The 26,270-nt window shown below is 65.2% G+C and carries 22 protein-coding genes; 9 read left to right on the top strand and 13 right to left on the bottom strand.

All coding sequences use genetic code 11. The features are described from left to right. Positions 1–97 precede the first annotated feature (97 nt). From ASE91_RS00580 to ASE91_RS00570, 3 genes are read right to left on the bottom strand one after another with little or no spacing between them, the layout of a single operon-like run. Entirely contained in the window at positions 98–877 is a 780-nt protein-coding gene (locus ASE91_RS00580; protein WP_056621769.1) for a rhamnogalacturonan acetylesterase, read from the bottom strand. Next, on the bottom strand, positions 874–1,638 hold the full coding sequence (locus ASE91_RS00575) for an SDR family NAD(P)-dependent oxidoreductase (protein ID WP_056621768.1): 765 nt from the start codon (positions 1,636–1,638) through the stop codon (positions 874–876). Before ASE91_RS00575 ends, ASE91_RS00580 begins: the two co-directional genes overlap by 4 nt. A gap of 14 nt (positions 1,639–1,652) precedes the next feature. Then, positions 1,653–2,507 (bottom strand): IclR family transcriptional regulator, encoded by an 855-nt coding sequence (locus ASE91_RS00570; protein WP_056003938.1) that lies wholly within the window; start codon positions 2,505–2,507, stop codon positions 1,653–1,655. 196 nt (positions 2,508–2,703) lie between these two features. On the opposite strand from ASE91_RS00570, the gene rhmD reads away from it, so the two are divergent. From rhmD to rhaT, 5 genes are all read left to right on the top strand, one after another. Then, the gene (gene rhmD / locus ASE91_RS00565) at positions 2,704–3,894 is read left to right on the top strand and encodes an L-rhamnonate dehydratase (protein ID WP_056621838.1); all 1,191 of its coding nucleotides are present in this window, start codon (positions 2,704–2,706) and stop codon (positions 3,892–3,894) included. A gap of 12 nt (positions 3,895–3,906) precedes the next feature. After that, on the top strand, positions 3,907–4,761 hold the full coding sequence (locus ASE91_RS00560) for a fumarylacetoacetate hydrolase family protein (protein ID WP_056621766.1): 855 nt from the start codon (positions 3,907–3,909) through the stop codon (positions 4,759–4,761). Then, complete coding sequence (locus tag ASE91_RS00555; protein WP_056003933.1) at positions 4,758–5,498, top strand: SDR family NAD(P)-dependent oxidoreductase; 741 nt, start codon at positions 4,758–4,760, stop codon at positions 5,496–5,498. The genes ASE91_RS00560 and ASE91_RS00555 overlap by 4 nt, the downstream gene beginning before the upstream one ends. Before the next feature lie 181 nt (positions 5,499–5,679). Then, the gene (locus tag ASE91_RS00550) at positions 5,680–6,579 is read left to right on the top strand and encodes an amidohydrolase family protein (protein ID WP_056621764.1); all 900 of its coding nucleotides are present in this window, start codon (positions 5,680–5,682) and stop codon (positions 6,577–6,579) included. After that, complete coding sequence (gene rhaT, locus ASE91_RS00545; RefSeq protein WP_056621762.1) at positions 6,576–7,634, top strand: L-rhamnose/proton symporter RhaT; 1,059 nt, start codon at positions 6,576–6,578, stop codon at positions 7,632–7,634. The genes ASE91_RS00550 and rhaT overlap by 4 nt, the downstream gene beginning before the upstream one ends. Before the next feature lie 110 nt (positions 7,635–7,744). On the opposite strand, the gene ASE91_RS00540 is transcribed toward rhaT, so the two are convergent. Then, on the bottom strand, positions 7,745–8,701 hold the full coding sequence (locus ASE91_RS00540) for a glycoside hydrolase family 43 (RefSeq protein ID WP_235530228.1): 957 nt from the start codon (positions 8,699–8,701) through the stop codon (positions 7,745–7,747). Then, a complete protein-coding gene (locus tag ASE91_RS00535) occupies positions 8,698–10,203 on the bottom strand; it encodes an MFS transporter (protein ID WP_056621760.1) in 1,506 nt (501 codons plus the stop codon). Before ASE91_RS00535 ends, ASE91_RS00540 begins: the two co-directional genes overlap by 4 nt. A gap of 112 nt (positions 10,204–10,315) precedes the next feature. Here ASE91_RS00535 and ASE91_RS00530 point away from each other — a divergent pair, with 112 nt between their 5' ends. Next, positions 10,316–11,644 (top strand): oligogalacturonate lyase family protein, encoded by a 1,329-nt coding sequence (locus ASE91_RS00530; protein ID WP_056621758.1) that lies wholly within the window; start codon positions 10,316–10,318, stop codon positions 11,642–11,644. A gap of 5 nt (positions 11,645–11,649) precedes the next feature. On the opposite strand, the gene paoC is transcribed toward ASE91_RS00530, so the two are convergent. The 6 genes from paoC to ASE91_RS00500 all read right to left on the bottom strand — a co-directional run bounded on the left by paoC (position 11,650) and on the right by ASE91_RS00500 (position 19,427). Continuing rightward, positions 11,650–13,845: an aldehyde oxidoreductase molybdenum-binding subunit PaoC gene (gene paoC / locus ASE91_RS00525; protein ID WP_056003917.1), complete on the bottom strand. Its 2,196-nt coding sequence runs from the start codon at positions 13,843–13,845 to the stop codon at positions 11,650–11,652. A gap of 3 nt (positions 13,846–13,848) precedes the next feature. Then, positions 13,849–14,799: an FAD binding domain-containing protein gene (locus ASE91_RS00520; protein ID WP_056621756.1), complete on the bottom strand. Its 951-nt coding sequence runs from the start codon at positions 14,797–14,799 to the stop codon at positions 13,849–13,851. Next, the gene (paoA, locus tag ASE91_RS00515) at positions 14,796–15,434 is read right to left on the bottom strand and encodes an aldehyde dehydrogenase iron-sulfur subunit PaoA (RefSeq protein WP_056621754.1); all 639 of its coding nucleotides are present in this window, start codon (positions 15,432–15,434) and stop codon (positions 14,796–14,798) included. Before paoA ends, ASE91_RS00520 begins: the two co-directional genes overlap by 4 nt. A gap of 113 nt (positions 15,435–15,547) precedes the next feature. Beyond that, entirely contained in the window at positions 15,548–16,000 is a 453-nt protein-coding gene (locus tag ASE91_RS00510) for a tRNA (cytidine(34)-2'-O)-methyltransferase (protein ID WP_056621753.1), read from the bottom strand. A 71-nt stretch (positions 16,001–16,071) separates the two neighbouring features. Beyond that, a complete protein-coding gene (locus ASE91_RS00505; RefSeq protein WP_056621750.1) occupies positions 16,072–18,156 on the bottom strand; it encodes a putative bifunctional diguanylate cyclase/phosphodiesterase in 2,085 nt (694 codons plus the stop codon). A 104-nt stretch (positions 18,157–18,260) separates the two neighbouring features. Then, entirely contained in the window at positions 18,261–19,427 is a 1,167-nt protein-coding gene (locus tag ASE91_RS00500; protein WP_056621748.1) for a cellulase family glycosylhydrolase, read from the bottom strand. 184 nt (positions 19,428–19,611) lie between these two features. Between ASE91_RS00500 and ASE91_RS00495 the strand changes: the two genes are divergently transcribed. Next, positions 19,612–22,449, top strand: coding sequence for a TonB-dependent receptor (locus tag ASE91_RS00495; RefSeq protein ID WP_082453733.1), 2,838 nt, complete (start codon positions 19,612–19,614; stop codon positions 22,447–22,449). A gap of 249 nt (positions 22,450–22,698) precedes the next feature. Beyond that, on the top strand, positions 22,699–23,661 hold the full coding sequence (locus ASE91_RS00490; protein WP_056621744.1) for a family 43 glycosylhydrolase: 963 nt from the start codon (positions 22,699–22,701) through the stop codon (positions 23,659–23,661). A gap of 45 nt (positions 23,662–23,706) precedes the next feature. On the opposite strand, the gene ASE91_RS00485 is transcribed toward ASE91_RS00490, so the two are convergent. Then, entirely contained in the window at positions 23,707–24,270 is a 564-nt protein-coding gene (locus tag ASE91_RS00485; protein ID WP_056621742.1) for an FKBP-type peptidyl-prolyl cis-trans isomerase, read from the bottom strand. Positions 24,271–24,411: 141 nt separating this feature from the next. Here ASE91_RS00485 and asd point away from each other — a divergent pair, with 141 nt between their 5' ends. Continuing rightward, the gene (gene asd / locus ASE91_RS00480) at positions 24,412–25,263 is read left to right on the top strand and encodes an archaetidylserine decarboxylase (protein WP_056621740.1); all 852 of its coding nucleotides are present in this window, start codon (positions 24,412–24,414) and stop codon (positions 25,261–25,263) included. Here asd and ASE91_RS00475 read toward each other — a convergent pair. Continuing rightward, positions 25,260–26,270 (bottom strand): 2-hydroxyacid dehydrogenase (locus tag ASE91_RS00475; protein WP_235530227.1); only part of this gene is annotated, 1,011 nt, incomplete at its 5' end. The genes asd and ASE91_RS00475 overlap by 4 nt on opposite strands.

Here is a 26,270-nt window from a genome sequence, read left to right as displayed (position 1 = left end):
GACCCCTGAGCAGGCGGCGATCCCGGGTTGCCGGAACCAGGCGACAACGGCTCGGACTCTAGATCCCCGCCTGCGCGGGAATACGAAGGATATCCAGTCACCGGCATGCGGTTTTCCCCAAAGGCGTCGTCCGCGTCAGATCGGGTCGATCCTTTGCAACCTTCGCTGCTACCGGCAACCCCGTCCTCGCCAGATCGGCGGCGATCAGTTCCGCCACACCGCGCGCGCCCAGTTCACTGAAATGCGTGTCGTCGTCGATGCCGTCCTTGAACCCCGGCCAGCGCCCGGCAGGATAATGGAGGAACAATGCTTTCGACCCGGCGACGCCCTTGCCGTCGACCCAGCCGCGCGACGACGATTCGAGGTCGATCAACTGGGTGCCCGTCGTCGCGGCGATATCGCGCACCACTGCCGACCACGCCGCGAAATCCGCTCTGGTCTTGCCATCGGCACCGAACGACCGGCGGGTGACAGGCGTGATCAGGATCGGCGTCGCGCCATGGCCCTTCGTTTCCCACACCATCCGCAACAGATTATCGCGATACAGTGTCGCCGCGGGCGCATAGCGTTCCGGCTTGTTCTGGCTGGCGTCGTTATGGCCGAACTGGATCAGTACAACGTCGCCGGGTTTCACCTCGGCCATGATCTTGTCCCAGCGCCCCTCGGCGATGAAGCTCTTGGTCGAACGGCCGCCCATCGCCCGGTTCTCGACCTTCACGTCACCGGTCAGGCCACAGGGCAGCATCTGCCCCCATCCGGTCTGCGGATAGCGATCTTCCCTGTACGTCTGTGTGGTGGAATCGCCGGCGATAAAGATGGTTTCCGCTGCTGCCGGACCGGACGCCAGCAGTGCAAGAGCAAGTGCGATCGACTTCATTGGAGGTTCACGAACATGCCGCCATCGACCAGCAGCGCCGCGCCGGTGACATAGGCCGCCATGTCGGACGCGAGGAATACGATCGGTCCGACCATATCCTCGGGCTGACCCAATCGACCCAGCGGCACGCGGCTTTCCATATATTTGCGCTTCCCTTCGTCGGCGAGGTCGTCCTTGTTGATCTCGGTCAGGATCGTGCCCGGCAGCACCGAATTGCATCGGATGCCATGCCGCCCCAGCGCGATCGCGGTCGACTGCATCAGCGAATGAACCCCCGCCTTGGTCGGGGTATAATGCGTCTGATATTCGCCGCCGACCAATGCCGAGATCGACGACACGGCGACGATCGCCCCGCCATCGCCCTGTTCGACCATCGCCTTCGCGGCCGCCTGACACATGTAATAGGCGCCGTGCAGGTTGACCCGCAGCGTCCGCTCCAGTGTTTCCGCGGGCATCTCCAGAAAGCTGTGGAATGGGCAGATACCGGCATTCGACACCATCACGTCGACGCGCCCGAACTCCGCCACCGCCTTCGCAACGAAGTCGGTCGCGGTTGCCGCCTCGGCAACGTCACCCTTGACGGCCAGCCCGCGCTGCCCGGTCGCCTCGATCGCGGCGATGCAGGCATCGGCGTCGTCGTCGCGGCTATGATAGTTGATGACGACGTTCGCGCCATGCTGCGCCGCGCCGATCGCTGCCGCCCGGCCGATGCCCGTCGACGCGCCGGTGACCAATACCGTCTTGCCTTCCAACAGCTTCATCGCAATCCTTCTCCTTATCGCTTGCGACGCTTTTGCAGCGCCTGGGTATCGGGGGACCATCCCAGATCACGGCTGATCCGTTCGGCGGTGCCGCGCACGTCGACGCTCAGTGTCTGCATGCGGTCGTCGTCCATATATTGGGCGGCGCTCGACACACTGATCGCACCGACGATCCGGCCAGATGCGTCGCGCACCGGGGCGGCGACGCAGCGGATCAGATCCTCGTTCTCCTCGAGATCATACGCATGGCCGTTTGCGACATAGCCGCGCATCCGTTCCATCCACACGTCGAAGTCGGGGCGGCGGGTACCCGGCGGGTGCTCCGCCTCGAAAATCTCGATCCAGCGCGCTTCCGAATCGTCGAGCAGCAGCGCCTTGCCGAGACCGGTCGACGACAGCGGCTGTCGATCGCCGATCCGGCTGGAGATATCGACCCGGCGACGTCCCGGAATCTTGTCGAGATACAGTGCAAGGTCGCTGTCGAGCCGCCCGAAATGAACCGTGTCCTCGGTCTGCGCAGCCAGTTCCTCGATCCGCGGGCGGGCGATCTGCACGATGTCGGCCTGTCCCTGTGCGAGGAAGCCGAGCTGTAACAGCTTCGGTCCCAACAAATAGCCCTCGCGCGGCAGGAAGGTCAGAAAACCGCGATCGATCAACGCGTTGGCCAGACGGTGCGTCGTCGACCGCGTAAGGCCCATGCGGTGCGACAATTCGGCGAGCTTCACCGGTCCGTCGATGACCTGATCGAGAAGGTCGAGTCCGCGCACCAGCGTCTGGCTACCCTGTGCCTTGGCCGCGCTTTTCAGCTCAGGCTCTGACCCCGGCTCGGCAACCGCCGGTGATTCTTCGTTTGACGGTTTCTGTCTCATCTAGTAGCATCCTATCCCATAAAGTGAGAAAGTAAACCAGTCGGAGCGGATGTTCGCGGGATTTCCCGCAGCGGGGGTTTCCAACAATTCAGACCGCATGGCGCAGGCGGCATACCATATGATGGTACGCGGGCGCGTGCGGATTTCGGGTTCAGTCGGCGGCGGACCATGGCCGCGCGTAACGAAGGTGGTGGCAATGAAGGCGGCGCTTCCCAGGATCAAACATGTCCGTGCGTTCACCGTGCGTGGCGGCGGGGCGGACTATCACGACCAGCAGGGCTATCACTGGATCGACGATCATATCGCGACGCCGATGAGCCGCTATCCCGAATATCGTCAGTCACGGCAGAGCTTCGGCATCAACGTGCTTGGTACGCTGATCGTCGAGATCGAGGCGGAGGATGGCACGATCGGCTTCGCGGTGACGACCGGCGGCGAACCCGCCTGCTTCATCGTCGAGAAGCATCTCGCTCGGTTCCTCGAAGGGCGCTCGCCGACCGAATACGAGAAGATCTGGGACCAGATGTATTTCTCGACCCAATATTACGGGCGCAAGGGTCTGGTGGTGAACGCCATTTCGGGCGTCGACCTCGCGCTATGGGATTTGCTCGGCAAGCTGCGCGACGAACCCGTTTATCAGATGCTGGGCGGCGCGGTCCGCGACGAACTGCAATTCTACGCCACCGGCGCGCGGCCCGATCTCGCGAAGGATATGGGCTTCATCGGCGGCAAGATGCCGCTGCACCATGGTCCGGCCGAAGGCGTCGAGGGGCTGAAGAAGAACATCGCCGAACTGGCCGAGATGCGCCAGCGCGTCGGGCCGGACTTCTGGCTGATGTGGGATTGCTGGATGGCGCTCGACGTCGACTATGCGACCCGGCTGGCCCATGCCGCGCATGACCATGGCCTGAAATGGATCGAGGAAGCGATCAGCCCCGACGATTATTGGGGCTATGCCGAACTGAAGCGCAACGTGCCGCGCGGGATGCTGGTCACCACCGGCGAGCATGAGGCGACCCGCTGGGGCTTCCGCATGCTGCTGGACATGGACTGCTGCGACATCATCCAGCCCGATGTCGGCTGGTGCGGCGGCGTGACCGAATTGCTCAAGATCTCTGCGCTGGCCGATGCGCGCGGCAAGCTGGTCGTGCCGCATGGCTCGTCGGTCTACAGCTATCACTTCGTCGTCACCCGCCACAATTCTCCCTTTGCCGAATATCTGATGATGGCGCCGGAGGCCGACCATGTGCAGCCGATGTTCCATCCGCAGTTGATCGGCGAGCCTATTCCTGAAAACGGACGGATGCGGACTTCGCGGCTCGATGCCCCCGGTTTCGGGGTCGAGCTGAACCGCGACCTGACCATGCACCGTCCCTTCGAACACTGAGAGAACGAGACCATGAAATTCTGCCGCTACGGAACCCAGGGCGATGAGAAGCCCGGCATCGTCGATGCGAACGGCCAGATCCGCGACCTGTCGGGCGTGGTCGACGACATCACCGTCGCCAGCATCGCCGGCCTGAACGTCGATGTCGACAGCCTGCCCGTCGTCGACGGCGCCGTGCGCTACGGCGTGCCGGTCGCCGGTATCGGCAAGATCGTCGCGATCGGCCTGAACTATGCCGACCACGCCGCCGAATCGAACCTGCCGGTGCCGGCCGAACCGATGATGTTCATGAAGGCACTGTCGTCGCTGACCGGTCCGAACGACGAGGTGATGATCCCCAGGGATTCGACCCACACCGACTGGGAAGTCGAACTTGCCGTCGTGATCGGCAAGACCGCGCGCTACGTGTCGAAGGAAGACGCGCTGACCCATGTCGCGGGCTTCGCGATCGCCAACGACGTGTCGGAACGCTTCAACCAGAAGCAGCGCGGCAGCCAGTGGTCGAAGGGCAAGGGCCATGACAGCTTCTGCCCGCTCGGTCCGTGGCTGGTAACGCCGGACGAGGTCGGCGACCACCAGAATCTCGACATGTTCCTCGATGTGAACGGCGAGCGGATGCAGACCGGCAACACGAAGACGATGATCTTCGACGTCGCCGAACTGATTTCCTATGTCAGCGAATATATCACTTTGTATCCGGGCGACGTGATGATCACCGGCACGCCGCCGGGCGTGGGCGAGGGCAAGAAGCCGAACCCCGTCTATCTGAAGGCGGGCGACACGATGAAGCTGGGCATCGCCGGTCTTGGCGAACAGGATCAGCAGGTCGTCGCATGGCGCAACCTTGGCGATGCGGTGCTCGGATGACCTATTCGGGGCGGTTCGCCGGACGCAGCGCAATCATCACCGGCGGGGCGTCGGGCCTCGGCCTGGCGGTCGCCGAACGCATCGTCGCAGAGGGCGGGCAGGTATCGGTGTGGGACATGAACCCCGCGCTGGAGGAAAGCTGCCAGCGTATCGGTCTGCACGGTGTCCGCCTCGACGTGTCCGACGCGGCGGCGGTCGCCGCCGCTGCGGCGGAAAGCGTGGCGGCACTGGGCAAGGTCGATATCCTGATCTGCTCGGCCGGAATCACCGGGGCGACCGTGCCGGTCCACGAATTTCCGATCGACAACTGGTTGCAGGTCGTGAACGTCAACCTGAACGGCCTGTTCTATTGCAACCGCGCGGTCGTACCGCACCTGCTGGCGAACGGATATGGCCGGATCGTCAATGTCGCGTCGGTTGCGGGCAAGGAAGGCAATCCCAATGCCAGCGCCTATTCGGCGACCAAGGCGGGGGTGATTGGCTTCACCAAGTCGCTCGGCAAGGAACTCGCCGGCAAGGGCGTGATCGCCAACGCGCTGACCCCCGCCACGTTCGAAAGCCCGATCCTCGCGCAATTGCCGCAGAGTCAGGTCGATTACATGCGCTCGAAAATCCCGATGGGGCGGCTGGGCGAGGTCGACGAAAGCGCCGCAATGGTGTGTTTCATGGCCAGCGAGGAATGCAGCTTTACCACCGGGTCGGTGTTCGACACCTCGGGCGGACGGACGACATATTGATCCATCCCTGTTCTCCCCGTTCGGTTCGAGCAGTTTCGGGCGAAGTCGAGAAGCGTCTGTCGAGAAGGCCCCACGTGAGGCACCCCCTTCCCGACGACGGTTCTCGACAAGCTCGAACCTCCGCTCGAAGCGAACGGGGGCGGGTCAGCCGAGAAAAACGATAAACCGCGAGCGCAAGGCCATGGAAAAACTCCCCTTCGTCGACGCCCATGTCCATCTCTGGGATCTCGATCGCATCCGCTACCCATGGCTGACCCCGCCCTTTGCCGATGACGGCCCCAACGGTTCGGTCCAAGCGATCGCGAAGACCTATCTGCCCGGCGATTATCGCGCCGATGCCGGCGGCTGGGACGTCCGCGGCATCGTCCATGTCGATGCCGGTGCGGAGCCGGGCGCCGCCCTCGACGAAACCCGCTGGCTACAGGCGATGGCCGATTACGACGGGTTGCCGACCGCGATCGTCGCCTTCGCCGACCTGTCCGATCCCGACCTCGACACATTGCTCGCCGATCATGCCGTGCACCCCAACGTCCGCGGCATCCGCCACATCGTCAACTGGCACCCCGATTCCCGCCGTACCTACACCCCGCGCGACATGACGCAGGACGACGCATGGGGCAGGGGCTATGCTCGCCTCGCGGAACACGGGCTCAGCTTCGACCTGCAAGCCTATCCCGGCCAGTTCCCCGCTCTTGCGCGACTGATCGAACGCCATCCCGAAACGCCGGTGATGATCAACCATATGGGCATGTGCGTGCCGGGTGAGGAAGGCGAATGGCGGGGGGGGCTCGCCGCGCTCGCCCGGTTGCCGCATGTTGCGATCAAGCTGTCGGGCATCGGCTTCACCCATCGCCCATGGACACTCGAACAGGCGCGTACGCTGGTCCTGACCGCGATCGACCTGTTCGGTGCCGACCGGTCGATGGTCGCGAGCGACTTTCCAACTGATAAATTGTTCGGCAGTTTCGCCGCGACGCTCGGGGCCTATGCTGCGATTACTGCCGACTTCTCCGACGCCGAGCGCCGCGCGATGTTCGCCGGCAACGCCAACCGGCTCTATCGCCTGGGGCTGACCCTATGACCCCCAACCCGCTGACCGGCGTCGTCTACCACTGGCTCGGCGGGTTCGCGTCGGCCAGCTTCTACGTCCCCTATCGCGGGGTGCGACGCTGGTCGTGGGAGATTTACTGGCTGACCGGCGGGATCTTTTCGTGGGTGCTCGCGCCATGGTTTTTTGCGAGTATCCAGACCAACGACCTGCTCGGCGTCTTCGCGGCGACGCCGCTGCCGACGCTGTTGTGGCCGATCTTCTTTGGCGTGCTCTGGGGGTTCGGCGGGCTCGGCTACGGGCTGGTCATGCGCTATCTCGGCCTGTCGCTCGGCATGGCGGTGGTGCTGGGGCTCTGCACCGTCTTCGGCACGCTCATCCCGCCGCTGTTTGCAGGAGAGTTCGCGGCCAAGCTGCTCGACAGTGTGTCGGGCAACATCATCCTGTTCGGCCTTGCCCTGACACTCGCCGGGATCATCGTCGTCGCTCTCGCCGGCGCGAAGAAGGATCAGGCGCTGTCCCCGCAACAAAAGGCGGCGGCCGTCGCCGAGTTCGATTTCCGCAAGGGGATCGTCGTCGCGATCTTTGCCGGCATCATGTCGGCCTGCTTCGCCTTCGGTCTGGCCGCTGGCGAGCCGATCAAGGCGCTGTCGGCCGCCGCCGGGACCGGACCGCTCTGGACCGGCCTGCCGGTGCTGTGCCTCGTCATGTTCGGCGGGCTGCTGACCAATGCGGTGTGGTGCGCGATCCTGATCGTCCGCAACCGCAGCGGCGAAGAATGGATCGGTCGCGGCAAGGCGGCGGGCGCGCCGATGGGCCGCAACTTCGCGCTGTGCGCGCTGGCCGGCACCGCATGGTATTTCCAGTTTTTCTTCTACACCATGGGCGAAAGCCAGATGGGCCGGTTCGGCTTTTCGAGCTGGACGCTGCACATGGCGTCGATCATCATCTTCGGCACGCTGTGGGGATTTGCCCTGCGCGAATGGAAGGACGCCGCTCCGCGCACCCGGGCGATGGTATGGGGCGGGGTCGCCCTGCTGGTGCTGGCGACGATCGTGATCGGTTATGGGAACATGACCGGGGGGTAGCAGTCGAGCGTCGAGGCGGTACACGGCACCGCTTGTTTCAACTGGATCTTGCCTCTCACCTAAACCGGATACGTCGGGCGGTTTGGAAGGGATGAGACCGGCAGCCGATCCTATCGCAACGGCCGGACCACCGGCGCTTCCCGATCGACCGAAAGCATGCCGTCGCGCTCGCGCAACTCGGCGATCTGCAACACGCTGCGCCGGTGCCATCGCGGATCGCGCACGGCCTGCTCCTCACCCGACTGATGCACGAAATAGAGTATCCACGCCCGATCGCCGACGACGACGATATCGGGATGCTGCCCCTTGGCCCGGTCGGTCGGTCGCCGCCCGGCATCGGCCAGCAGATAGCCCGGCTGCCGGGTCCAGTGCGTCGCGTCGGTTGACCGCTGGACCAGCAGCCCCTTCCAAGCATCACTGACCAGCCACCATGTGCCGCGCCATCGGAATGCCTTCGGTCCCTCGCCCGGCGTGTCGGTCACCGTTCCCTTGACGCTCCAGTGCGTCAGGTCGCGGCTGTCGGCATATTTGATCGCCTTGCCCGCGCGTTCGTCGTTGAACCATAACCGATACCGGTTCGGCCCCAGCACCGCGACGCTGGCATCGATGACCCGGTCGGACCCGAGATCGACCCGCTCGCCACAGTCCCAGTGCATCAGGTCGCGGCTGGTCAGATGGACGAGGAAGCGCGGCGCGTTCCAGTCCCTGAACACGCCCGGCACCACCGTCAGCCACATATGCCAGCGCCCGCCGATCCGCTGCACGTCCGGTGCCCACAGCGTCGCCCCGGTACAGGCCGGCGAGATCGCCGCCGTGCCGCCGTAGCGCCAGCGAACGCCGTCGGTCGACCGGGCGATGCCGATGGCGGTGCCATGCACCCACGACACGTCCTTCTCGTCGGCCAGCGGCAGATCGGCGCGACGGTTGGTGTAGAACATCACCCATTCGCGTGTCGCCGGATCGCGCACCGTCGATGCATCGGCCGCCCCGTCATGCACCGGATCGCGCCACAGCGGCACCGGCGCGCTTGCCGCTGCCGCCTGCGCCAGCAGCGCCGCCCAGATCACGCGACTTTCGCCGCGACCGGGTTATTGCCCCACAGCTGATCGTGCGGCCATCCCGACAGATCCTCGACCACCGCCTTGTGCAGCGGGTCGGGCGGGGTGGGATCGCCGGCGCGCAGCCGTTCGATTTCTTCCATCAGGATCGCATGCGTTTGCGGATCGAGGCGGAAGCGCAGCGACACGATGATACCCGCCATCAGCACCCCGAGTGTCCCGACGCCCAGCAGCAGCGCGATCGTGTTGATGGCCTCCGGCGTTTGCGTCTGCGCGCCCGAAACGAAGCCGCCCGCCTGGATGATGAGGCCGACGCCTGCCACCGCCGCCGCCTGCGTCGCCTTGCGGACGAAGGTCATGACCCCGGCAAAGCTGCCCTCCCGCCGCTGGCCGGTCACGATCTCGTCGACATCGGCCATGTAGTTGTACGTGGCCCATGGAATATAGTTGAGCGCCCCGCGCCCCAGACCGGCAAGGCCGATCGCCAGGTAGATCAGCGGGCTGGTCGCGGTCGTCCCGCCCGCCCACAGCGACAGCAGCACGATCACGCCAAGCCCGAAGGTGACCGCCGCCAGTCGATAGGCAAAGGCCGGTGAGGCCCTGAGCGCAAGGTTGATCGCGATCACTACCGCCACGAACTGGACGATATACATCGTGCCCAGCAGTCCCGACGCCATCGCCGTCGTACCCGCGAGCGCGAAGATCACGAAGAAGGTGAAGGCGGCGTTGAAGATATCCTGACTGATATAGCCGCCCAGATACATGCCCAGATGCAGCCGGAACGCCCGGATGCGCATCGTCGAAAACAGGTTGCGGTACAGCGCCTTGAACGCCGACCCGACCCCGGCATTCGCGCGGATGCCGGCCTGTGCGGGCAGGGGACGTTCCCAGCTGAACCGATACAGAAAGCCTGCGGTCGCCATGAACAGCGCCGCGAAGATCACCCCCATGTAGAAAAACGTCTGCGCGCTGTCGCGGCCCAGATAGTTGATGAGCCACAATGGCAGGAACCCGGCAAGGATCGCGGCGGTCTGACCGAACAGGATGCGGAAACCGGCGAATTTCGCCTTCGTCCGATAGTCCGTGGACATTTCGGCGGCGAGCGTTTCGTACGGGATGATGACCATCGCATACACCAGCTCGAAGCCGACATAGCTGACCAGATAATACCAGAAGGTCATGCCCGGCAGCCACATCAGCGCAAAGCTCGGCAACAGCGGAATGGCCGCGAGAATGAAGAAACGCCGCCGTCCGAACCGCTGGCCCAGCGCCGTCGTGCCGAAATGGTCGGAGAAATAGCCGATCACCGGCGACGCGATCGCGTCGAGGATGCGGGCGACGGCAAAGATCAGCGCAGCCTGTCCGGCGGTCAGTCCGCAAAACTGGGTATAAAAGATCAGCACCCAGCCGGAAATCACCGCCATCGAACCCGCGCCCAGCACGTCGTTCGACCCATAGGCCAGATAATTGATCAGCTTTACCGGACGCTTGGCTGGTGGGGCGGATATCACGCGCGCTCTCTCCCTGACATGGCCCGGGCTTGCATCACCCGGTTCGTCATGCTCAATATGTGAATAGCTATCATACTATGTGGAATATTCACAAGTGCGTTTGGAGAGTGCGATGCGGACCCCGATCATTCTCGGCCTTGCCGCCCTGCTACTGGGCGCGGCGCCCGCGCTGGCCGAACCAGCCGCGCAGTGGGTCGACCGCCTGACCGGCCACCGCGTGGTCCGCATCAGCCGCATGCCCGACAGCACCAGCCTGTACTTCCATCAGAACAGCTACACCCCGCAAGGCGACCGGATGGTCGTCAGCGTCCCCGACGGTATCGCGACGGTCGATCTGAAGACCTGGAACCTGAAGCCGCTGGTCCGGGAGAAGGGCGTGACGCTGCTATTCACCGGCCGGAGGACGCGAACCGCCTATTACGCGCGCCAGCTTCGCAACGACGCCAGCGGCCCCTCCGCCGTCTTCGCGGTCGATATCGATACCCGCAGAACCCGCAAGGTGGCGGATGTGCCGGGCGGATCGATCGGTTCGATCAATGCCGATGAAACGCTGCTATTGGGTCAGGTCGCCTTGGGCGAAGGCGCGCTCCGTCCCGACGGCACGCGCCAGGACCAGCGTCACACCCCCGGCAGCGTCGTCGGACCGGGCGAGGCGGACTATCGCGCCACCCGAGCGGACGGCACGCCCTACAGCTTCGCCGAGGCCAAGGAACGTCGGCTGAACGAACGGCTGGAAGCGGGCATCCCGATGGAAATCTTTACCATCGACCTGCGCACCGGCCAGCGCCGCGTCGTCACCGCCTCGACCGACTGGTTGAACCACATCCAGTTCTCACCCACCGATCCGCAACGGATACTGTATTGCCATGAAGGACCGTGGCACAAGGTCGACCGCATCTGGACGATCCGGGCGGACGGCACGGGCAAGCAACTGATCCATAGCCGCACGATGAACATGGAGATCGCAGGCCACGAATTCTTCTCGGCCGATGGCAAGACGATCTGGTACGATCTGCAAACCCCGCGCGGCGAGGTGTTCTGGCTCGCCGGCTACGACCTGACCACCGGCAAACGCCACTGGTACAAGGTCGATCGCAACCAATGGTCGGTCCATTACAACCAGATGCCCGGCGGCCGGCGCTTTTCGGGGGACGGCGGCGACAGCGAGATGGTCGCCCATGCCCCCGACGGCAAGTATCTCTACCTGCTCACGCCAAAGGCAATTCCCGACGTAGCCGACATCCACGCCGCCAATGCCGATGCGCTGATCGTGCCGGGCACGCTGGAGGTCGAAAAGCTGGTCGATATGCGCCGCCACGATTACCGGCTGGAACCGAACATGACCTTCACCCCTGACGCCAAATGGGTGGTGTTCCGCGGCAATTTCGAAGGCGCGACGCACATCTATGCGGTCGAGGTGGCGAAGGCCGCCACCTCCTGACCGGATCAGGCGATCGGCGGCAACCGGTCGAGATGCTTTTCCAGCGTCAGCGGGTAGTCACGAACCCGCACACCCGTCGCGTTATAGACTGCATTCGCCACCGCGCCGGCGACGCCGCACATGCCCAGTTCGCCGACGCCCTTGGCCTTCATCGGGTTCGCCTTGTCATCGGCTTCGTCGAGGAACACGACCTCCTGATGCGGGATGTCGGCATGGACCGGCACCTCATAGCTGGCGAGGTCGTGGTTGACGAACATGCCGAACCGCTTGTCGACCGCCAGTTCCTCCATCAGCGCCGATCCCGCGCCCATCGTCATCGCGCCGATCACCTGACTGCGCGCCGATTTCGGGTTGATGATCCGACCCGCCGCACACACCGCCAGCATCCGGCGGATGCGGGTGGTGCCGGTATAGGCATCCACCCCGACCTCGACGAAATGCGCGCCGAACGTCGCCATTTGATAGGTCTTGTCGAGCTTGTCGAATTCGATCTTGTCCTCGGCGATTAGGTCGCCGCCGGCCGCCGCCGCGCGCAGATCGGTGGAGCGCCCGCCGCCGTTTACCTTGCCATCGGTGAAGTCGGCGGTCGCCGGGTCGATGCCCAGCCGCTGCGCCACCTGTTCGCGAAGTCGCACGCACGCCGCATAGACCCCGGCGGTCGCATTCGCCGCACCCCATTGCCCGCCCGACCCGGCGGATACCGGGAACGCCGAACTGCCAAGCTTCACCACGACCGCCTCGGCCGGCACGCCCATCATTTCGCCGGCCGTCTGGGCGATGATCGTGTAGCTGCCGGTGCCGATATCGGTCATGTCGGTTTCTACCGTGACGATGCCGTCGCGACCCAGCCGCACCCGCGCGCCCGACGCCATGTTCATGTGGTTGCGAAACGCGGACGCGACGCCCATGCCGACCAGCCACTTGCCGTCGCGCACCTGTCCCGGCGTCGCATTGCGCCGCGACCAGCCGAAGCGTTGCGCCCCTTCCTCCAGACACCGGACCAGTTGCCGCTGCGAAAAGCGCCGCTCGGGCTTTGCGGGATCGACCTGCGTATCGTTCCTGACGCGCAGCGCGATTGGATCGATCCGCAGCTTTTCGGCCAGTTCGTCCATCGCGATTTCGAGCGCCATCATCCCCGGCGCTTCGCCCGGCGCGCGCATCGCATTGCCTTCGGGCAAATTCAGCACCGCCAACCGCATCGAGGTGAGGCGGTTCGCCCCGGCATAGAGCAGCTTGGTCTGGTTGATCGCCGCTTCGGGACCACCGTTCGGCTGATCGCCCGACCCGCTCTCATGTGCGATCGCGGTGATCGTCCCGTCGGGTCGCGCCCCGATGCGGATACGCTGGCGGGTTGCCGGGCGGTGGGTGGCGTTGTTGACCATCATCGGCCGCTGCATGGCAAGCTTCACCGGCCGCTTCGCCGCCCTGGCACCCAGTGCCGCCAGCACGGCATCGGCGCGCAGGAACAGCTTTCCGCCGAACCCCCCGCCGACATAGGGCGACATCAACGTGATCTTTTCCTTCGGAATGCCGAGCGTCTTCGCCAGATCGCCACGGCCCCAGTCGATCATCTGGTTCGACGTCCACAGCGTCAGTTCGTCGCCCTTCCACGCCGCGATCGACGCGAACGGCTCCATCATCGCATGGCTGTGGTCGGGGGTCGTATATTCGGCATCGATCTTGACCGGCGCAGCGGCAAAGGCGCTGTCGAACGAACCGACCCGTGCGACGCCGCCATCACCATCGGCGAGCGGGGCATCCTTCAGTGCCTCGTCCAGATCATATTGCCCCGGCGCCCGCGCATAATCGACCCGCACCAGCGCGGCGGCGGCACGTGCCTGTTCGAACGTCTCGGCAACGACCAGCGCCACCGCCTGATGATAATGGTCGACCTGCGGCCCGGCGAGCAGCTTGACCGTATTCATCTGCCCCTTGCCGAGCTTGCCGGCATTCTGGGCGGTGACGATCGTCAGCACGCCGGGCGCGCCGCGCGCATCGTCGAGGTTGATCGACCGGATCGTCCCCTTCGCCACCGCCGCGCCGACGATATAGCCATAGGCCTGGTTGGCGATGCCCTGATGCTCATAGGCATAGGGCGCGCCGCCGGTCGTTTTCAGCGGACCGTCGATGCGGTCGTGCGCGCGGCCGACCACCTTCATCCGGTCGATGGGATTGGTCGTCGCGGGAGTGTCGAACTGCATGGATTATGCCTTGGCTTGCGCGATGACCGATGCCAGCGCGCGGGTGGCGAGCGGCAGCTTGAACGCATTGTCCTTGGTGGGGGTGGCCCCCTGAAACGCACGGGCGGTGACGGCGGCGGCCCCCTGCGGCAGCAAAGCGTCAGCCGCCTCTACCCGCCACGGCCGCGGCGCGACCCCGCCGAAGGCGACGCGGCCGGACCCGTCGCGCTGGATCACCGCCGCAACCGATACCAGTGCATAGGCATAGGAGGCCCGGTCGCGCACCTTTTCGTAAAAATGCTGGCCGCCGATCGGGCGGGGCAGGGTGACGGCGGTGATCAGTTCGCCGGGCTTCAGTACCGTATCCATGTCGGGCCGATCGCCCCACAAGCGGTGGAAGTCGGCGATCGGAATGGTACGCCGCGCACCCGCGCCATCTACCGTTTCGATGCTGGCGTCGAGCACACGCATCGCCACCGCCATGTCGCCCGGAAAGGTCGCGATGCAGGCGTTACTCACGCCGATCACGCCCAACTGTCGCGAATAGCCGCCGATCGCGGCACAGCCCGACCCCGGCTTGCGCTTGTTGCACGCCATGTTGGTGTCGTAGAAATACGGGCAGCGGGTCCGTTGCAGCAGGTTGCCGGCGGTCGACGCCTTGTTGCGCAACTGTCCCGAAGCGCCCGCGACGATCGCCCGCGTCAGCACGCCATAGTCGCGCCTTACCCGTTCATCGGCAGCAAGATCGGTATTGGTCACCAGCGCGCCGATCCGCAGACCGCCATCCCGGGTCTTCTCGATCTTGTCGAACCCCAGATCCTGCACATCGACCAGATGCGTCGGCGTCTCGATCTCGAGCTTCATCAGGTCGAGCAGGTTGGTGCCGCCGGCGATGAACTTCGCGTCGGGCCGGCTGGCGACGATCCGTGCCGCCGCCACCGCATCGCGCGCGCGTTCGTAGGTAAAGGCTCTCATGCCTTGGCTCCCGCCACATCGGCCATGGCATCGGCGATGTTCGAATATGCGCCGCAGCGACAGATATTGCCGCTCATCCGCTCTCGCATTTCCATGTTTGTCGCGGCCGGACGCTTGGTCAGGTCGGCCTGCACATGGCTCGGCACGCCACGCCGGATTTCGTCGAGCACCGCGACTGCCGAACAAATCTGTCCCGGCGTGCAATAACCGCATTGATAGCCGTCATGCTTCACGAACGCCGCCTGCATCGGATGCAGCTTGTCGGGCGTGCCCAGCCCCTCGATCGTCACGATCTCGTCGCCCTCATGCATCACCGCCAGAGTCAGGCAGGAATTGATGCGCTTGCCGTCCACCAGCACGGTGCAGGCACCGCACTGGCCGTGATCGCAGCCTTTCTTGGTGCCGGTCAGGTGCAGGTGCTCGCGCAGCGCATCGAGCAGGGTGGTGCGCGTATCGAGCGTCATCTGCTGCGGCTTGCCGTTCACCCTGAAGCGGACCGGCATCGTCGGCGGCGACGCGGGCCGGGGTGCCGATTGCGCCGTCGCAGCAGCTGGCGTCACGGCAATGGCAGCGCCCATCGCGCCACTTGCCAGCACGCCGCGGCGTGAAATTTCCATGTCGGGCCTGTCCGCCATTCGATCCATCATCCTTGTCAGGGAACATCCCCGAAAACCCGACAACGCACGACGATGCCGATCGTCCCGTCGCGTTGCAGCGACGGTACGCAATCGGGCGAAGCCGCCGGGGATCAGCCGGGCAGGCCGCCGGTCTGACGCAGCGCCTCGCCCAGCGCGAGCGCGGTGGCGGTGGCGAGGTTCATCGATCGCACCGCTGCCCGGATCGGCAGGCGCAGGCGTGCGTCACACATTGCGGCGATGTCGGCGGGCACGCCGGCGCTTTCCTTGCCGAACAACAGCACGTCGTCGGGCCTGAATGCGAAATCATAGGATGATCGCTCGCTTTTGGTGGTGAACAGCACGAGGCGCGGCGGCGCCACCGTCGAACGGAACGCGGCGAAGTCGGCATGACGCGTGACCGAGACATGATCGATATAGTCCATCGCCGTCCGCCGGACTCGACGATCGTCCCATGCGAACCCCAAGGGCTCGATCAGGTCGACGGCGACGCCCAGACAGGCACCCAGCCGCATCACCGCACCGACATTGCCGGCGATTTCGGGTTCGTAGAGAGCGATCCGCATCGCCGCTGCTTGGCCGCTCGGCGTCGGCCGCGCAAGGCCGCGTCCTACGCCGTTTGTCCGGGGGCGCTCGGTCAGCCTGCCATTTCGACGGGTGCGATCAGATGGTCGACGACGCGCATCGGCCGACCGATGAAATAGCCCTGCAACTGGTCGCAGCCCCATTCGCGAAGCTGCGCCAGTTGTTCGGCGGTCTCGACCCCCTCCGCGACGATCGACATGCCAAGGCTCTTGCCGAGACCGATCGTCGCCTTGACGATGACGGCGGAAGGGGCGTCGGATAACATCGCCGCGACGAAGCTGCGATCGATCTTCAGCTTGTCGAAGGTGAATTCCTTCAGGTTGCTGAGCGAGGAATGTCCGGTGCCGAAATCGTCCATCGCGATGATCGCCCCCGCCGCCTGCAACCGCCGCAGCGTCGTGTGTACCGCATGGCGATGCTGGTCGAGCAGGGTGGCGCTTTCGGTCACTTCCATTTCGAGCCGATCGGTCGTCACCCCGTGCCTTGCGGCCAGGTCGATCAGACTGCCGGCAAGTTCGGCGTCGCGGAATTGCAGCGGCGACAGATTGAGCGCCAGGTGCATGTGCTCGGGCCACCGTGCCGCCGCCGCCATTGCCGTATCGGCAACCCAATGGCCGATACGGCCGATCTGGCCCGTCGCTTCGGCGATCGGAATGAAGACGTCCGGCGGAATATTGCCCAGATCGATATGGGTCCAGCGCAGCAGCGCCTCGAACCCGGCAATCCGGCCGTCGGGCGTTGCGATCGGTTGATAGGCGACGTGCAGCTGGTTTGCATCGATCGCCCGTTCCAGATCGCGACCCAGCCGGCTGCGCAGGCTCACTTCCTCCAGCAGGCTGGTATCGAAGAACCGTGCGGTATTCCGCCCGTCCGATTTGGCACGATACAGCGCCATGTCGGCAAGGTTGTGGAGGTCGCCGCCGCTTTGATCGGGCGCGGCGATGGCAACGCCGATGCTCATCTGGATCGGGACATCGGCAGTCAGCGTGGCGTCGGTCGCGCGCGCGATCCGCCGCAACAGGCCCTCGGCGGCTGCGGGTTGCGCCGGTGCGATCTGGATGATCGCGAATTCGTCCCCCCCGATCCGCGCGACCAGGTCGCTGGCCCGCACGCATCCCGACAACAGCTTGGCCGCGCGCCGCAGCGCATCGTCGCCGCCGGCATGGCCGCAACGGTCGTTGATGCTCTTGAACTGGTCGAGGTCGATCGCGAACAGCGTGACCTTCTCACCCGTCCGGCGCGCCCGCAGCAGCTCGTGCGACAGCCGGTTCTCGAACAGCAACCGGTTGGGCAGGCCGGTCAGCGCATCGTGATGGGCGAGGAAGTCGACGCGGCGTTGCGCACTGCGCTGTGCCTCCATCGCCTTGTGATATTCGGAAACGCCGCGTGCCAGATCGCCGACCTCGTCCTGCCGGTCGAGACAGGGCACGCTTTGCCCGACCGGACGGTCCGCACGAAATGCCCGCAGGATGCCGGCGATCGACGTCAGCGGTTCGATGACGCGCAGATGCAGCCACAACGCCATGATCAGTAGGGCGAGGATGACCGCGCCCGCGCTCAACAGCGCGCGAAAGGTGCCGCGATGGTTCAGCGCGATCGCATCGTCGGCCGCGTCGCCGATCGCGCGGCCCATCGCATCGCGGGTTCGCGTCCGTTCGGTTTCCAGCGCCTTGAGCGCGTCGAGAAACCGCGGCATCGTCGGCTTGATCCCATCGGGGTCGATCCGGGCGATATCGACAAGTTCCTTGCCGATCGGCACGAATGCCAGCGTCGCAGCGCGGGTCCGCGCCAGCGCGATCCGCAACTCGGGCGGCAGCGCGCGATCGGGGTCGTTCGCCGTGACGTTGTTCAGCGCCCGAAACGCCTGCAACTCGGCGGACAGCGCGCGCCATTGGGCGTCGGGCACGGTGCCGTGGCGTTCGGCCAGCCGGGTCGCGTCGCCGATCGACAGGCGCAGCGCACGCTGCGCGGCATCCTGCCGATCCTGTCCACGCAGCAATTCGGTCAGATGACCGATATGCCCCGCCGCATCGCCGACCTCCGCGCCGATATGCAACCAGCTCGCCAGCAGCAACAGCGAGGGCAACAGCACCGCTGTGCACGCGACGGTCACCTTGGTCGAAATCGAGAGATGCACCGGCTACTCCCCGTGGAAGAGCGCAACGTAGGACAAAAGCTTTACCAACAAGTTAGGATTTCGAACACCCGTCACCCCCGGCGACGATGGCGGGCGGCGGTCGTTCAGCGGCGGCGACGCGGCGGCATGGGCGACATGGCCGCGGCGGTATCCGGCACGACTCCCCTGGGCGACGTCGCCAGCCGACGGATCAGGTCGGTCTCGGCAGTGCGATAGGGGCTGCCATCGGCGCGGAACACCTCGTGGAACCAGATGGTCGGTTCGGCCATCACATAGGGCTTTTGCCAGCTGTCCCATGGCAACCGGGTCTGCGTCTTTCCATCGACGAACCCCCAGTTCATCATTCCGACATTGTACCGCTTGGCGATCGGCAGCGATCCGTCGAACGTCGACCCGTTCCCGCGCGCCATATATTCGGTGCAGAGGATCGGGCGCTTGTACGGCAGCAATTGCCGGATGCGCCCTTCGAACGTCTCCGGCCAGCTATAGTCGTGAAAGGTGATGACGTCCGACTGGCCGAGCTGCAGCTTTTCCATCGCCGATCCCTTGCCGCCCGGTGTCCAGTCCTGCCCGATCCAGACGCCCGAGGTGATCGGCTGCATCGGATCGGCGTCGCGCGCCCAGTCGAACACCTGCGCCAGCAGCGCGCGGACCAGCGGCTCCTTGCCGTCCTGCCCCGGATATTGGTCGGCGCCATTGTCGGGCTCGTTCCACACGTCCCAGCCGAGCACGCGGTCGTCGCGCCCGAAGGCGGCAATCACCCCCTGCACATAGGCCTTGTACGCCGGATAGCGGCTCTTGTCGCGTAGCCCCGCCATGCCCGGCCCCTGTACCCAGCCCGAATTATGGACGCCGGGGATCGGCGGATGCTGCGGCCCCAGCTTCGGGTTCGGATCCCAGCAGCTGTCGAACAGCACGAATAGCGGCTTGATCTTGTGCCGTGCCGCGATCTGCAGAAACTCGTCGATCCGCCGCCTGAACCCTTGCGGGTCCTGCGTCCACAACTGGTCGTGCAGGAACACGCGCATCGTGTTCATGCCGATACCCTGCGCCAGGTTCAGCTCGTAATCGATCCGCTTCGGGTCCCATGTCTCGGCCTGCCACATCTCGAACTGGTTGATGGCGCTGGCGGGCGTGTAGTTCGCCCCGACCAGCCATGGCTGCCTGGCATACCACGCATCGGCCTGCGCCTCGGTCCAGCGGTCGCGCGCCTGCGCGGGCGACAGCGTCAACATGGTCGCACCCAGCAGCGCGGCGGCAAATCGCTTCATTCATTCTCTCCCGTTCTTGTCGCTTGTCCGGCCCGCCCGTTACCCGGCATTTCGACCGAAGTGCTTCATCTGTAACCGTTTCCAATTATCACATATATACGTATTGTGAACCTGCGCCACCGCTGTTAGGTCGAACCGGACCGACGGCGAAAGACCGTCCGGCCACGACCGCTGGGGAGGAATCATGATCAACAAGCCTGTATTGCGAGGCTCGGTATCGATGCTGGCGGCGCTCGCCGCGCTGCTGCCGACGGCCGCGCTCGCGCAGGTCGGCACCGCGCAGGAAACGCCCAAGCCGACCACGCCGTCCGATCAGTCGGTCAGCCCGACCGCACCCGCACCATCGGCACAGGAAAGTGCGACCGACGACGGCGACATCGTCGTCACCGGCCTGCGCCGCAGCCTGCAATCGGCGCAGCAGTTGAAGCGCAATTCCGACGGTATCGTCGATGCGATCGTCGCCGAGGATATCGGCAAGCTGCCCGACACCTTCGCCTCCGCCGCCCTTGCGCGCGTGACCGGCGTACAGGTGACGCGCGGCGCGGGCGAGGCGGCCGGGGTCCAGATCCGCGGCCTGCCCGATATCAGCACCACCTATAACGGTCGCGAGATCTTCACCGCCGAAGGCCGCTTCGTCGCGATTCAGGATTTCCCGGCCGGCACCGTCGCCGCGCTGGAAGTCTACAAATCCAGCACCGCGAACCTGATCGAGGGCGGCATCGGCGGACAGGTCAATGTCCGCGGCCGCCGACCGTTCGATTTCAAGGGCCTCGAAATCTCCGGCTCGCTCAACGGCGTCAACTGGGAGCAATCGGGCGGACTGACGTGGAACGGCAACCTCCTGGTCAGCGGTCGGTGGAACACCGGCATCGGCGAGATGGGGCTGCTGGTCAACGCGTCCTATGTCGGTCTGAACTATCTCGACGCGACGCGCGAACAGTCGCTGGTGATCGGCACGACCAGCGCCGCCAATGCCGGCGTCGGCGGCGTCCGCTATCCCGACGCGCAGGGACGCTTCACCAGCAACGGCAAACGGTTCCGCCCCTCAGCCAATGCCGCGTTCCAGTGGCGGCCGAGCGCCGAGCTCGAAATCTATGTCGACGGCCTGTATCAGGGGTATCGCGGCCATGACTCCAACCAGTGGATGTTCGTGCCGATCTTCGGCGGCGACGCCTTCCGCCTCAACAACCTGACGACGCGCGACGGCAATCCGACCATCGCGCAGAGCGCGACCGTGGTCGGTGCGAACACGCCGGACGGCTATTTCACCTCCGCCAACGGCCGTACCGACACCTATCAGGTCGGCGGCGGCGCGACCTGGACCCGCGACCGGCTGCGGCTGTCGGCCGATATCGCCTATACCGACAGCGCCTACACCTTCAATCTGAACAATATCGACTATCTGTTCGCCAGTTCGCCGACCCGCAACGTCGTGTTCGAAACGCCCAGCGGCAATTATGGCGGGCCGAGTTTCAACTTCGTCGATTTCGACGTGACCGATCCCGCCAATTTCCTGACGCGCGGCTTCTTTCAGGAATTTCTGAAGGTCAGCGGCAAGGATATCCAGACCCGCTTCGATGCGCAGTACGACCTTGGCGAAGGGTTCTTCCGCGAATTCAAGGTCGGGTTCCGCTACAACGACCGCGACGCCAATCGCGATCGCGGCGCGCCCTATATCAGCACGTTGAACGGCAGCCCGCTGACCGATCAGCGTATTCCGATCTCGGCGTTGCCGATCGATATCGGCTCGACCCGGCCCGCGTTCAAATTCGACAATGCCTTTCCGGTCCGGACGTTCGCGTCGATCACCGAACCGAGCATCCGGTCGAACATCGCCGAACTGCGGTCGTTCTTCGGCGCGCCGGAGGGAAATCCCGCGTTCAATCCGACCGAGAATTTCCGCGCCAATGAAAAGGCGTACGCGACCTATGCGCAGATCAAATACGGGTTCGATCTGGGTTCGACGATGACCGTCGACGGCCTGGTCGGGCTGCGCGCGGTCAAGACCAAGACGCGGATCGGCGGCTTCGCGCGCGACGAAACCGATCCCGCGAACCCAACCTTCAGCCCGGTGGTCGCCGAAAACGAATATACCGATTACCTGCCGAACGTCAGCGCACGCGTCCGCTTCAACGACGAACTGCAGATGCGGCTGGCCTATACCCAGACGCGGACCCGGCCGAACTTCTTCGATCTGAACCCGACCCTGACCGTCGGGCCGCCGCCGGTCATCGATCCAAATAATCCGCCGAACCCGAACGACCCGAACAGCAACCTGCGCAATATCTCGGGCGGCAATCCCGATCTGAACCCGCTGACCTCGGACAATTACGACGTCAGCCTCGAATGGTATTTCTCGCGTACCGGGTCGCTGACCGGCGCGCTGTTCCGCCGCGATGCGCAGGGGTTCATTTCGCGCGTGGCGATTGCCCCGGTCGATCTCGGCTATGGACCGTCGCGCTTCGACCGACCCGAAAACACCGGCAAGACCCGGTTCAACGGTGCCGAACTCGCCTTCACCAGCTTCCTCGACATCGACAGCCTGCCCGAATGGATGCGCGGCTTCGGGGTTCAGGCGAACGCGACCTATATCGACGCGCGCGGCGATCTGGCGACCGGGCTCAGCGCGTCGCCCAACGTCGCGGGCACGCGGGTACCGTTCACCGGCGTGTCGGAATGGTCGGGCAACCTCGTCGGCCTCTACGAACGCTCGTTCTTCTCGGCCCGGCTGGCGTACAACTACCGGTCGGACTTCGTCAGCTATTACAGCGTCGAACCGCTCGACGTCGGTGCCGACGGATCGCCGCGCACCCGCGCCGTGATCGAAAAGGGGCGGGGCCAGCTCGACTTCTCGACGACGCTGACGCCGGTGCCGAACGTCACGCTGGCGTTCGATATCGTCAACCTGCTCGGCAACCCGATCAAGCGCACGCGACAGTTCAACGATGCGGGCGACGTCTATACGCGGCAGATCCAGTATTTGGAGCGGGTCTATTCGCTGGGCGTCCGCTTCCGCTTCTGATCCGGAGCGAAGCCTTGCGAACGCGCCGAACGCCTACCTCCGCCGTACCCCCGCGAAGGCGGGGGGCCAGGGCCGTCAGCGCAAGCGGTTGCTTTGCTTGGCTCTGGACCCCCGCCTTCGCGGGGGTACGGCGAATTCAGGGTTGAGCGGACGGCTCTTGCAGGCATGATCTCGAAAGGAACGGCGGAGCAGTTTCGCCAACGTCCCGACGAACCAACACACGATCCTCCGAACCCACGGGAACCCCCTATGCGCAAACACCTGTTCCTGCCGCTGATCCTCCTCACCAGCGTCGCCGCCGCCCCGGCCGGCAATCCGCAGTTTCAGGGTGCCGATCCGCACGCGATGTTCATCGGCAACGAACTGTGGGTCTTCCCGACCGGCGGCCCCGGCGGAAGCTGGGCCGCCGACCGGTTCGGGGCGTTCTCAACCCGCGACCTGAAGAACTGGCGACCGCGCGGCGAACTGATCCGCCGCGATCAGATCGGCTGGATCGAGGATGACCGCGCGCCCGAACATTTCCTCTGGGCACCCGGCGTCGCGACGCGAAACGGCAAATATTATCTCTATTTCTCGGTTGGGCCGCAAAACCCGACCCCCAGCCGGATCGGCGTCGCCGTCGCCGACCGGCCGGAGGGACCCTATCGCGACAGCGGCCGCCCGCTGGTGACCGGCGGCAAAGGCTTCGAAGCGATCGACCCGATGGTCTTCAACGATCGGCGGTCGGGAAAGAGCTATCTCTATGCCGGCGGCAGCGCCGGCGCGAAGCTGCGGGTGTGGGAACTGAAACCCGACATGGTGACCATCGCCCGCGAAGTGCCGGTCGCCAACCCGCCGCAATTTACCGAGGGCGCGTTCCTCCACGAACGCGGCGGCACCTATTATCTGTCGTACAGCCATGGCCGGTTCAACGGACCCGACTATTCGGTGCATTACGCGACCGCGCCGTCTCCGGTCGGCCCATGGAACTATCGCGGCGCGATCCTGACCAGCGATGCCACGCACAAGGGGCCGGGCCACCACAGCTTCGTTACCACCCCGAACGGCCAGTCGCTGATCGTCTATCACCGCTGGGAAAACCCGCAGGGCGGCGCGCCCTATCGCGGCGAGCGGCAGGTGGCGGTCGACCGCATACGCTACGCCCGCGACGGCCGCATCCTGCCGATCAAGATGACCGACGGCGCGGATGCGCCAACGCTGGTGGACAAATAGCCTTCTATGCGCGGCCGGGCGGCGGCGAGCCGCCCGGTACGCCCTTTATGGCTTGGCCGGAGCGGCGGGCTGCTGCTCGGCCGGAGCCGGAGCCGGGTTGTTCATCGCCTGAACTTCGGCGGCGGTCTTGAAATCGAGCAGCTCGACCTGAAACACCAGATCGGAATTGGCCGGGATCGATCCTGCTTCCCGTGGGCCATAACCGAGCGCGGCGGGAATGCAGAAGCGGACAACCGATCCCTTGGTCATCGTCTGCAACGCTTCCGAAAAGCCGGGAATGACCTGATCGATCGGCAGCGGCGATTGCATGCCCTGATCGAACATCGTGCCGCTGGCCGCCAGATAGCCGATGTAATTGACCAGCGCGATGTCGGTCGCGGTCGGCCTGGTGCCCGTACCGGGCCGCAGGACGGTATAGCCAAGGCCCGACGCCGTTCTGGTCGAACACAACCGTTGTCCAACCGGGATGGTTGGGTTGAGCGGCAGCGGGATGATCGCATTGTCGGGCTTCGGCACCGCGACGGGCTTTTGCGCGACGGCCGGTACGGTCGATAGCAGCGCCAGCAGGGGCAGGGCGGACAGGCGGGCGGCGCGGAACAATTGGCTCATGCGGCGCGCCTATAGGCCGGACCGCCCCGCCGCGCCATGCGTTTCCGCTGGACATATGCCACCGCCTGCCTAGCGTCGGTCGACCTGACAAGGCCGGTCGCGACGTCATCGCTATCCGTGCGTCCTATCCAAAGGCCGATTGTGTCCGACCGTCTGAAGATCCTGATTCAACATCTGTTGCCCAAACGGCACCTCACCGGCCTCGCCGGCCGGGTCGCGCGCGCGGAGTCCGCGCTTTTCACGCCGCGACTGATCCGGTGGTTCGCGCGGCATTATGGTGTCGACATGCGCGAAGCCGCGAATCCGGACCTCAACAGCTACAAATCGTTCAACGAATTTTTCACCCGCCCGCTGCGCGACGGCGTCCGGCCGCTGGCCGGTGTCAACTTCGTCTGCCCGGTCGATGGCGCGATCAGCCAGTTCGGCGCGATCGACGACGGCCGGATCGTCCAGGCCAAGGGGCACTGGTTCACCACGACCGAACTGGTCGGCGGCGACCCGGCCCTCGCGGAACCGTTCCTGCGTGGCAACTTCGCCAACTTGTACCTGTCGCCCAAGGACTATCATCGCCTGCACATGCCGTGCGACGGCGTACTGGCGCGGATGATCTATGTGCCGGGCGCGCTCTACTCGGTGAACCCGGTCACCGCTCGCGGCGTGCCGAATCTGTTCGCCCGCAACGAACGCGTCGTCTGCGTCTTTGATTCACCGGAACATGGCCGCTTCGTCATGATATTGGTCGGCGCGACGATCGTCGGCAGCATGGCGACCGTCTGGCACGGTGTCGTCAACCCGAAACGGACCGGACAGATCGCCGAATGGTCGTACGGCCCGGACGAAGTCGCCCTGAAGCAAGGCCAGGAAATGGGCCGGTTTTTGCTGGGGTCGACCATCGTCATGCTGTTCGAACCCGGCCGGATCGCGTTCAATCCGGACTGGGCACCGGAACGGCCGGTTCGGTTGGGAGAGGCGATGGGTGTCGCTCCGGCCTAACGCCGGTTCAACGCCGCGGTCTCCGGTACCGGCGTCCGTGCAGGATCGCCGTCGAACCACGCGATCAAATTGTCGACGACCAGCTGCCCCATCGCCGCCCGTGTCGCGACCGACGCCGATCCGATATGCGGCAGCAACACCACATTCTCCATGGCAAGCAGGGCATCGGGTACGTTCGGCTCGTCCTCGAACACGTCCAGCCCCGCGCCACCGATCGTGCCGGCCTGCAACGCCTGCACCAGCGCCTGTTCGTCGACCACGCTGCCGCGCGCGACATTGATCAACACGCCGTCGGGGCCGAGCGCCGCAAGCACCTCCGCGTCGATCAGGTGCCGGGTTCCGCTATTGCCGGGCACGATGACGATGACGACGTCCGACTCCGCTGCCAGTGCAGCCGGTGTGTCGAAATAGCGATAGGAGACGCCATCCTGCCGGGAACGTCCGTGATAGGCAATCGTCACGCCGAACGCCTCGATCCGTTTCGCTATTGTCTTGCCAATCGCTCCCAGCCCGACGATGCCGACCCGGCGTCCGCGCAGCGTCGGCGAAAGCGGGAAGGTCCCGGACGCCCAGCGCCCATCGCGCACGAACCGGTCGGCCTGCGGAATGCGCCGCAGCGTCGCCAATAGCAGCCCGACGGCGAGGTCGGCGACTTCATCGTCGAGGACGCCGGGCGTGTTGGTGACCAACACGCCCCGCGCTGCGGCGACATCGGCATCGATATTGTCGTAACCGACGCCGAAGCTGGCGATAATCTCCAGCGCGGGCAACCGATCGAGCCAGCTTGCGTCGATCTTCCCGGCAAGCGTGGTCACCGCCATGCCGACGATGTCGGGTCCGACCGCCGCCAGAAACGCGTTGCGATCGTCCTGTTCCCACAACCGGTGCAGCGTGAAACGTTCTTCGAGCGCGGCGATGACGTGGGGCGTCAGCGCGGCGGGCATCAGGATCTGGGGATGGGTCATCATGCAATGATAGCACGCGAACGGCAGTGCCGCTTCGAAAAC

This window comes from Sphingomonas sp. Leaf62 (assembly GCF_001421915.1).
GTDB lineage: Bacteria > Pseudomonadota > Alphaproteobacteria > Sphingomonadales > Sphingomonadaceae > Sphingomonas.
Note: the sequence above shows the minus strand (reverse complement) of the source record. Positions and strands in the feature narration are given on the sequence as shown.

Bases quoted from the DNA above. Each gene is read 5' to 3' on its own strand.
- ASE91_RS00550 (WP_056621764.1), top strand. From the start codon at position 5,680: ATGGAAAAACTCCCCTTCGTCGACGCCCATGTCCATCTCTGGGATCTC.
- ASE91_RS00520 (WP_056621756.1), bottom strand. From the start codon at position 14,799: ATGAGAGCCTTTACCTACGAACGCGCGCGCGATGCGGTGGCGGCGGCA.
- ASE91_RS00485 (WP_056621742.1), bottom strand. From the start codon at position 24,270: ATGAGCCAATTGTTCCGCGCCGCCCGCCTGTCCGCCCTGCCCCTGCTG.
- ASE91_RS00580 (WP_056621769.1), bottom strand. From the start codon at position 877: ATGAAGTCGATCGCACTTGCTCTTGCACTGCTGGCGTCCGGTCCGGCA.
- paoA (WP_056621754.1), bottom strand. From the start codon at position 15,434: ATGGCGGACAGGCCCGACATGGAAATTTCACGCCGCGGCGTGCTGGCA.
- ASE91_RS00500 (WP_056621748.1), bottom strand. From the start codon at position 19,427: ATGAAGCGATTTGCCGCCGCGCTGCTGGGTGCGACCATGTTGACGCTG.
- ASE91_RS00510 (WP_056621753.1), bottom strand. From the start codon at position 16,000: ATGCGGATCGCTCTCTACGAACCCGAAATCGCCGGCAATGTCGGTGCG.
- ASE91_RS00560 (WP_056621766.1), top strand. From the start codon at position 3,907: ATGAAATTCTGCCGCTACGGAACCCAGGGCGATGAGAAGCCCGGCATC.
- ASE91_RS00555 (WP_056003933.1), top strand. From the start codon at position 4,758: ATGACCTATTCGGGGCGGTTCGCCGGACGCAGCGCAATCATCACCGGC.
- ASE91_RS00530 (WP_056621758.1), top strand. From the start codon at position 10,316: ATGCGGACCCCGATCATTCTCGGCCTTGCCGCCCTGCTACTGGGCGCG.
- rhaT (WP_056621762.1), top strand. From the start codon at position 6,576: ATGACCCCCAACCCGCTGACCGGCGTCGTCTACCACTGGCTCGGCGGG.
- ASE91_RS00495 (WP_082453733.1), top strand. From the start codon at position 19,612: ATGATCAACAAGCCTGTATTGCGAGGCTCGGTATCGATGCTGGCGGCG.
- ASE91_RS00575 (WP_056621768.1), bottom strand. From the start codon at position 1,638: ATGAAGCTGTTGGAAGGCAAGACGGTATTGGTCACCGGCGCGTCGACG.
- rhmD (WP_056621838.1), top strand. From the start codon at position 2,704: ATGAAGGCGGCGCTTCCCAGGATCAAACATGTCCGTGCGTTCACCGTG.
- paoC (WP_056003917.1), bottom strand. From the start codon at position 13,845: ATGCAGTTCGACACTCCCGCGACGACCAATCCCATCGACCGGATGAAG.
- ASE91_RS00570 (WP_056003938.1), bottom strand. From the start codon at position 2,507: ATGAGACAGAAACCGTCAAACGAAGAATCACCGGCGGTTGCCGAGCCG.
- ASE91_RS00490 (WP_056621744.1), top strand. From the start codon at position 22,699: ATGCGCAAACACCTGTTCCTGCCGCTGATCCTCCTCACCAGCGTCGCC.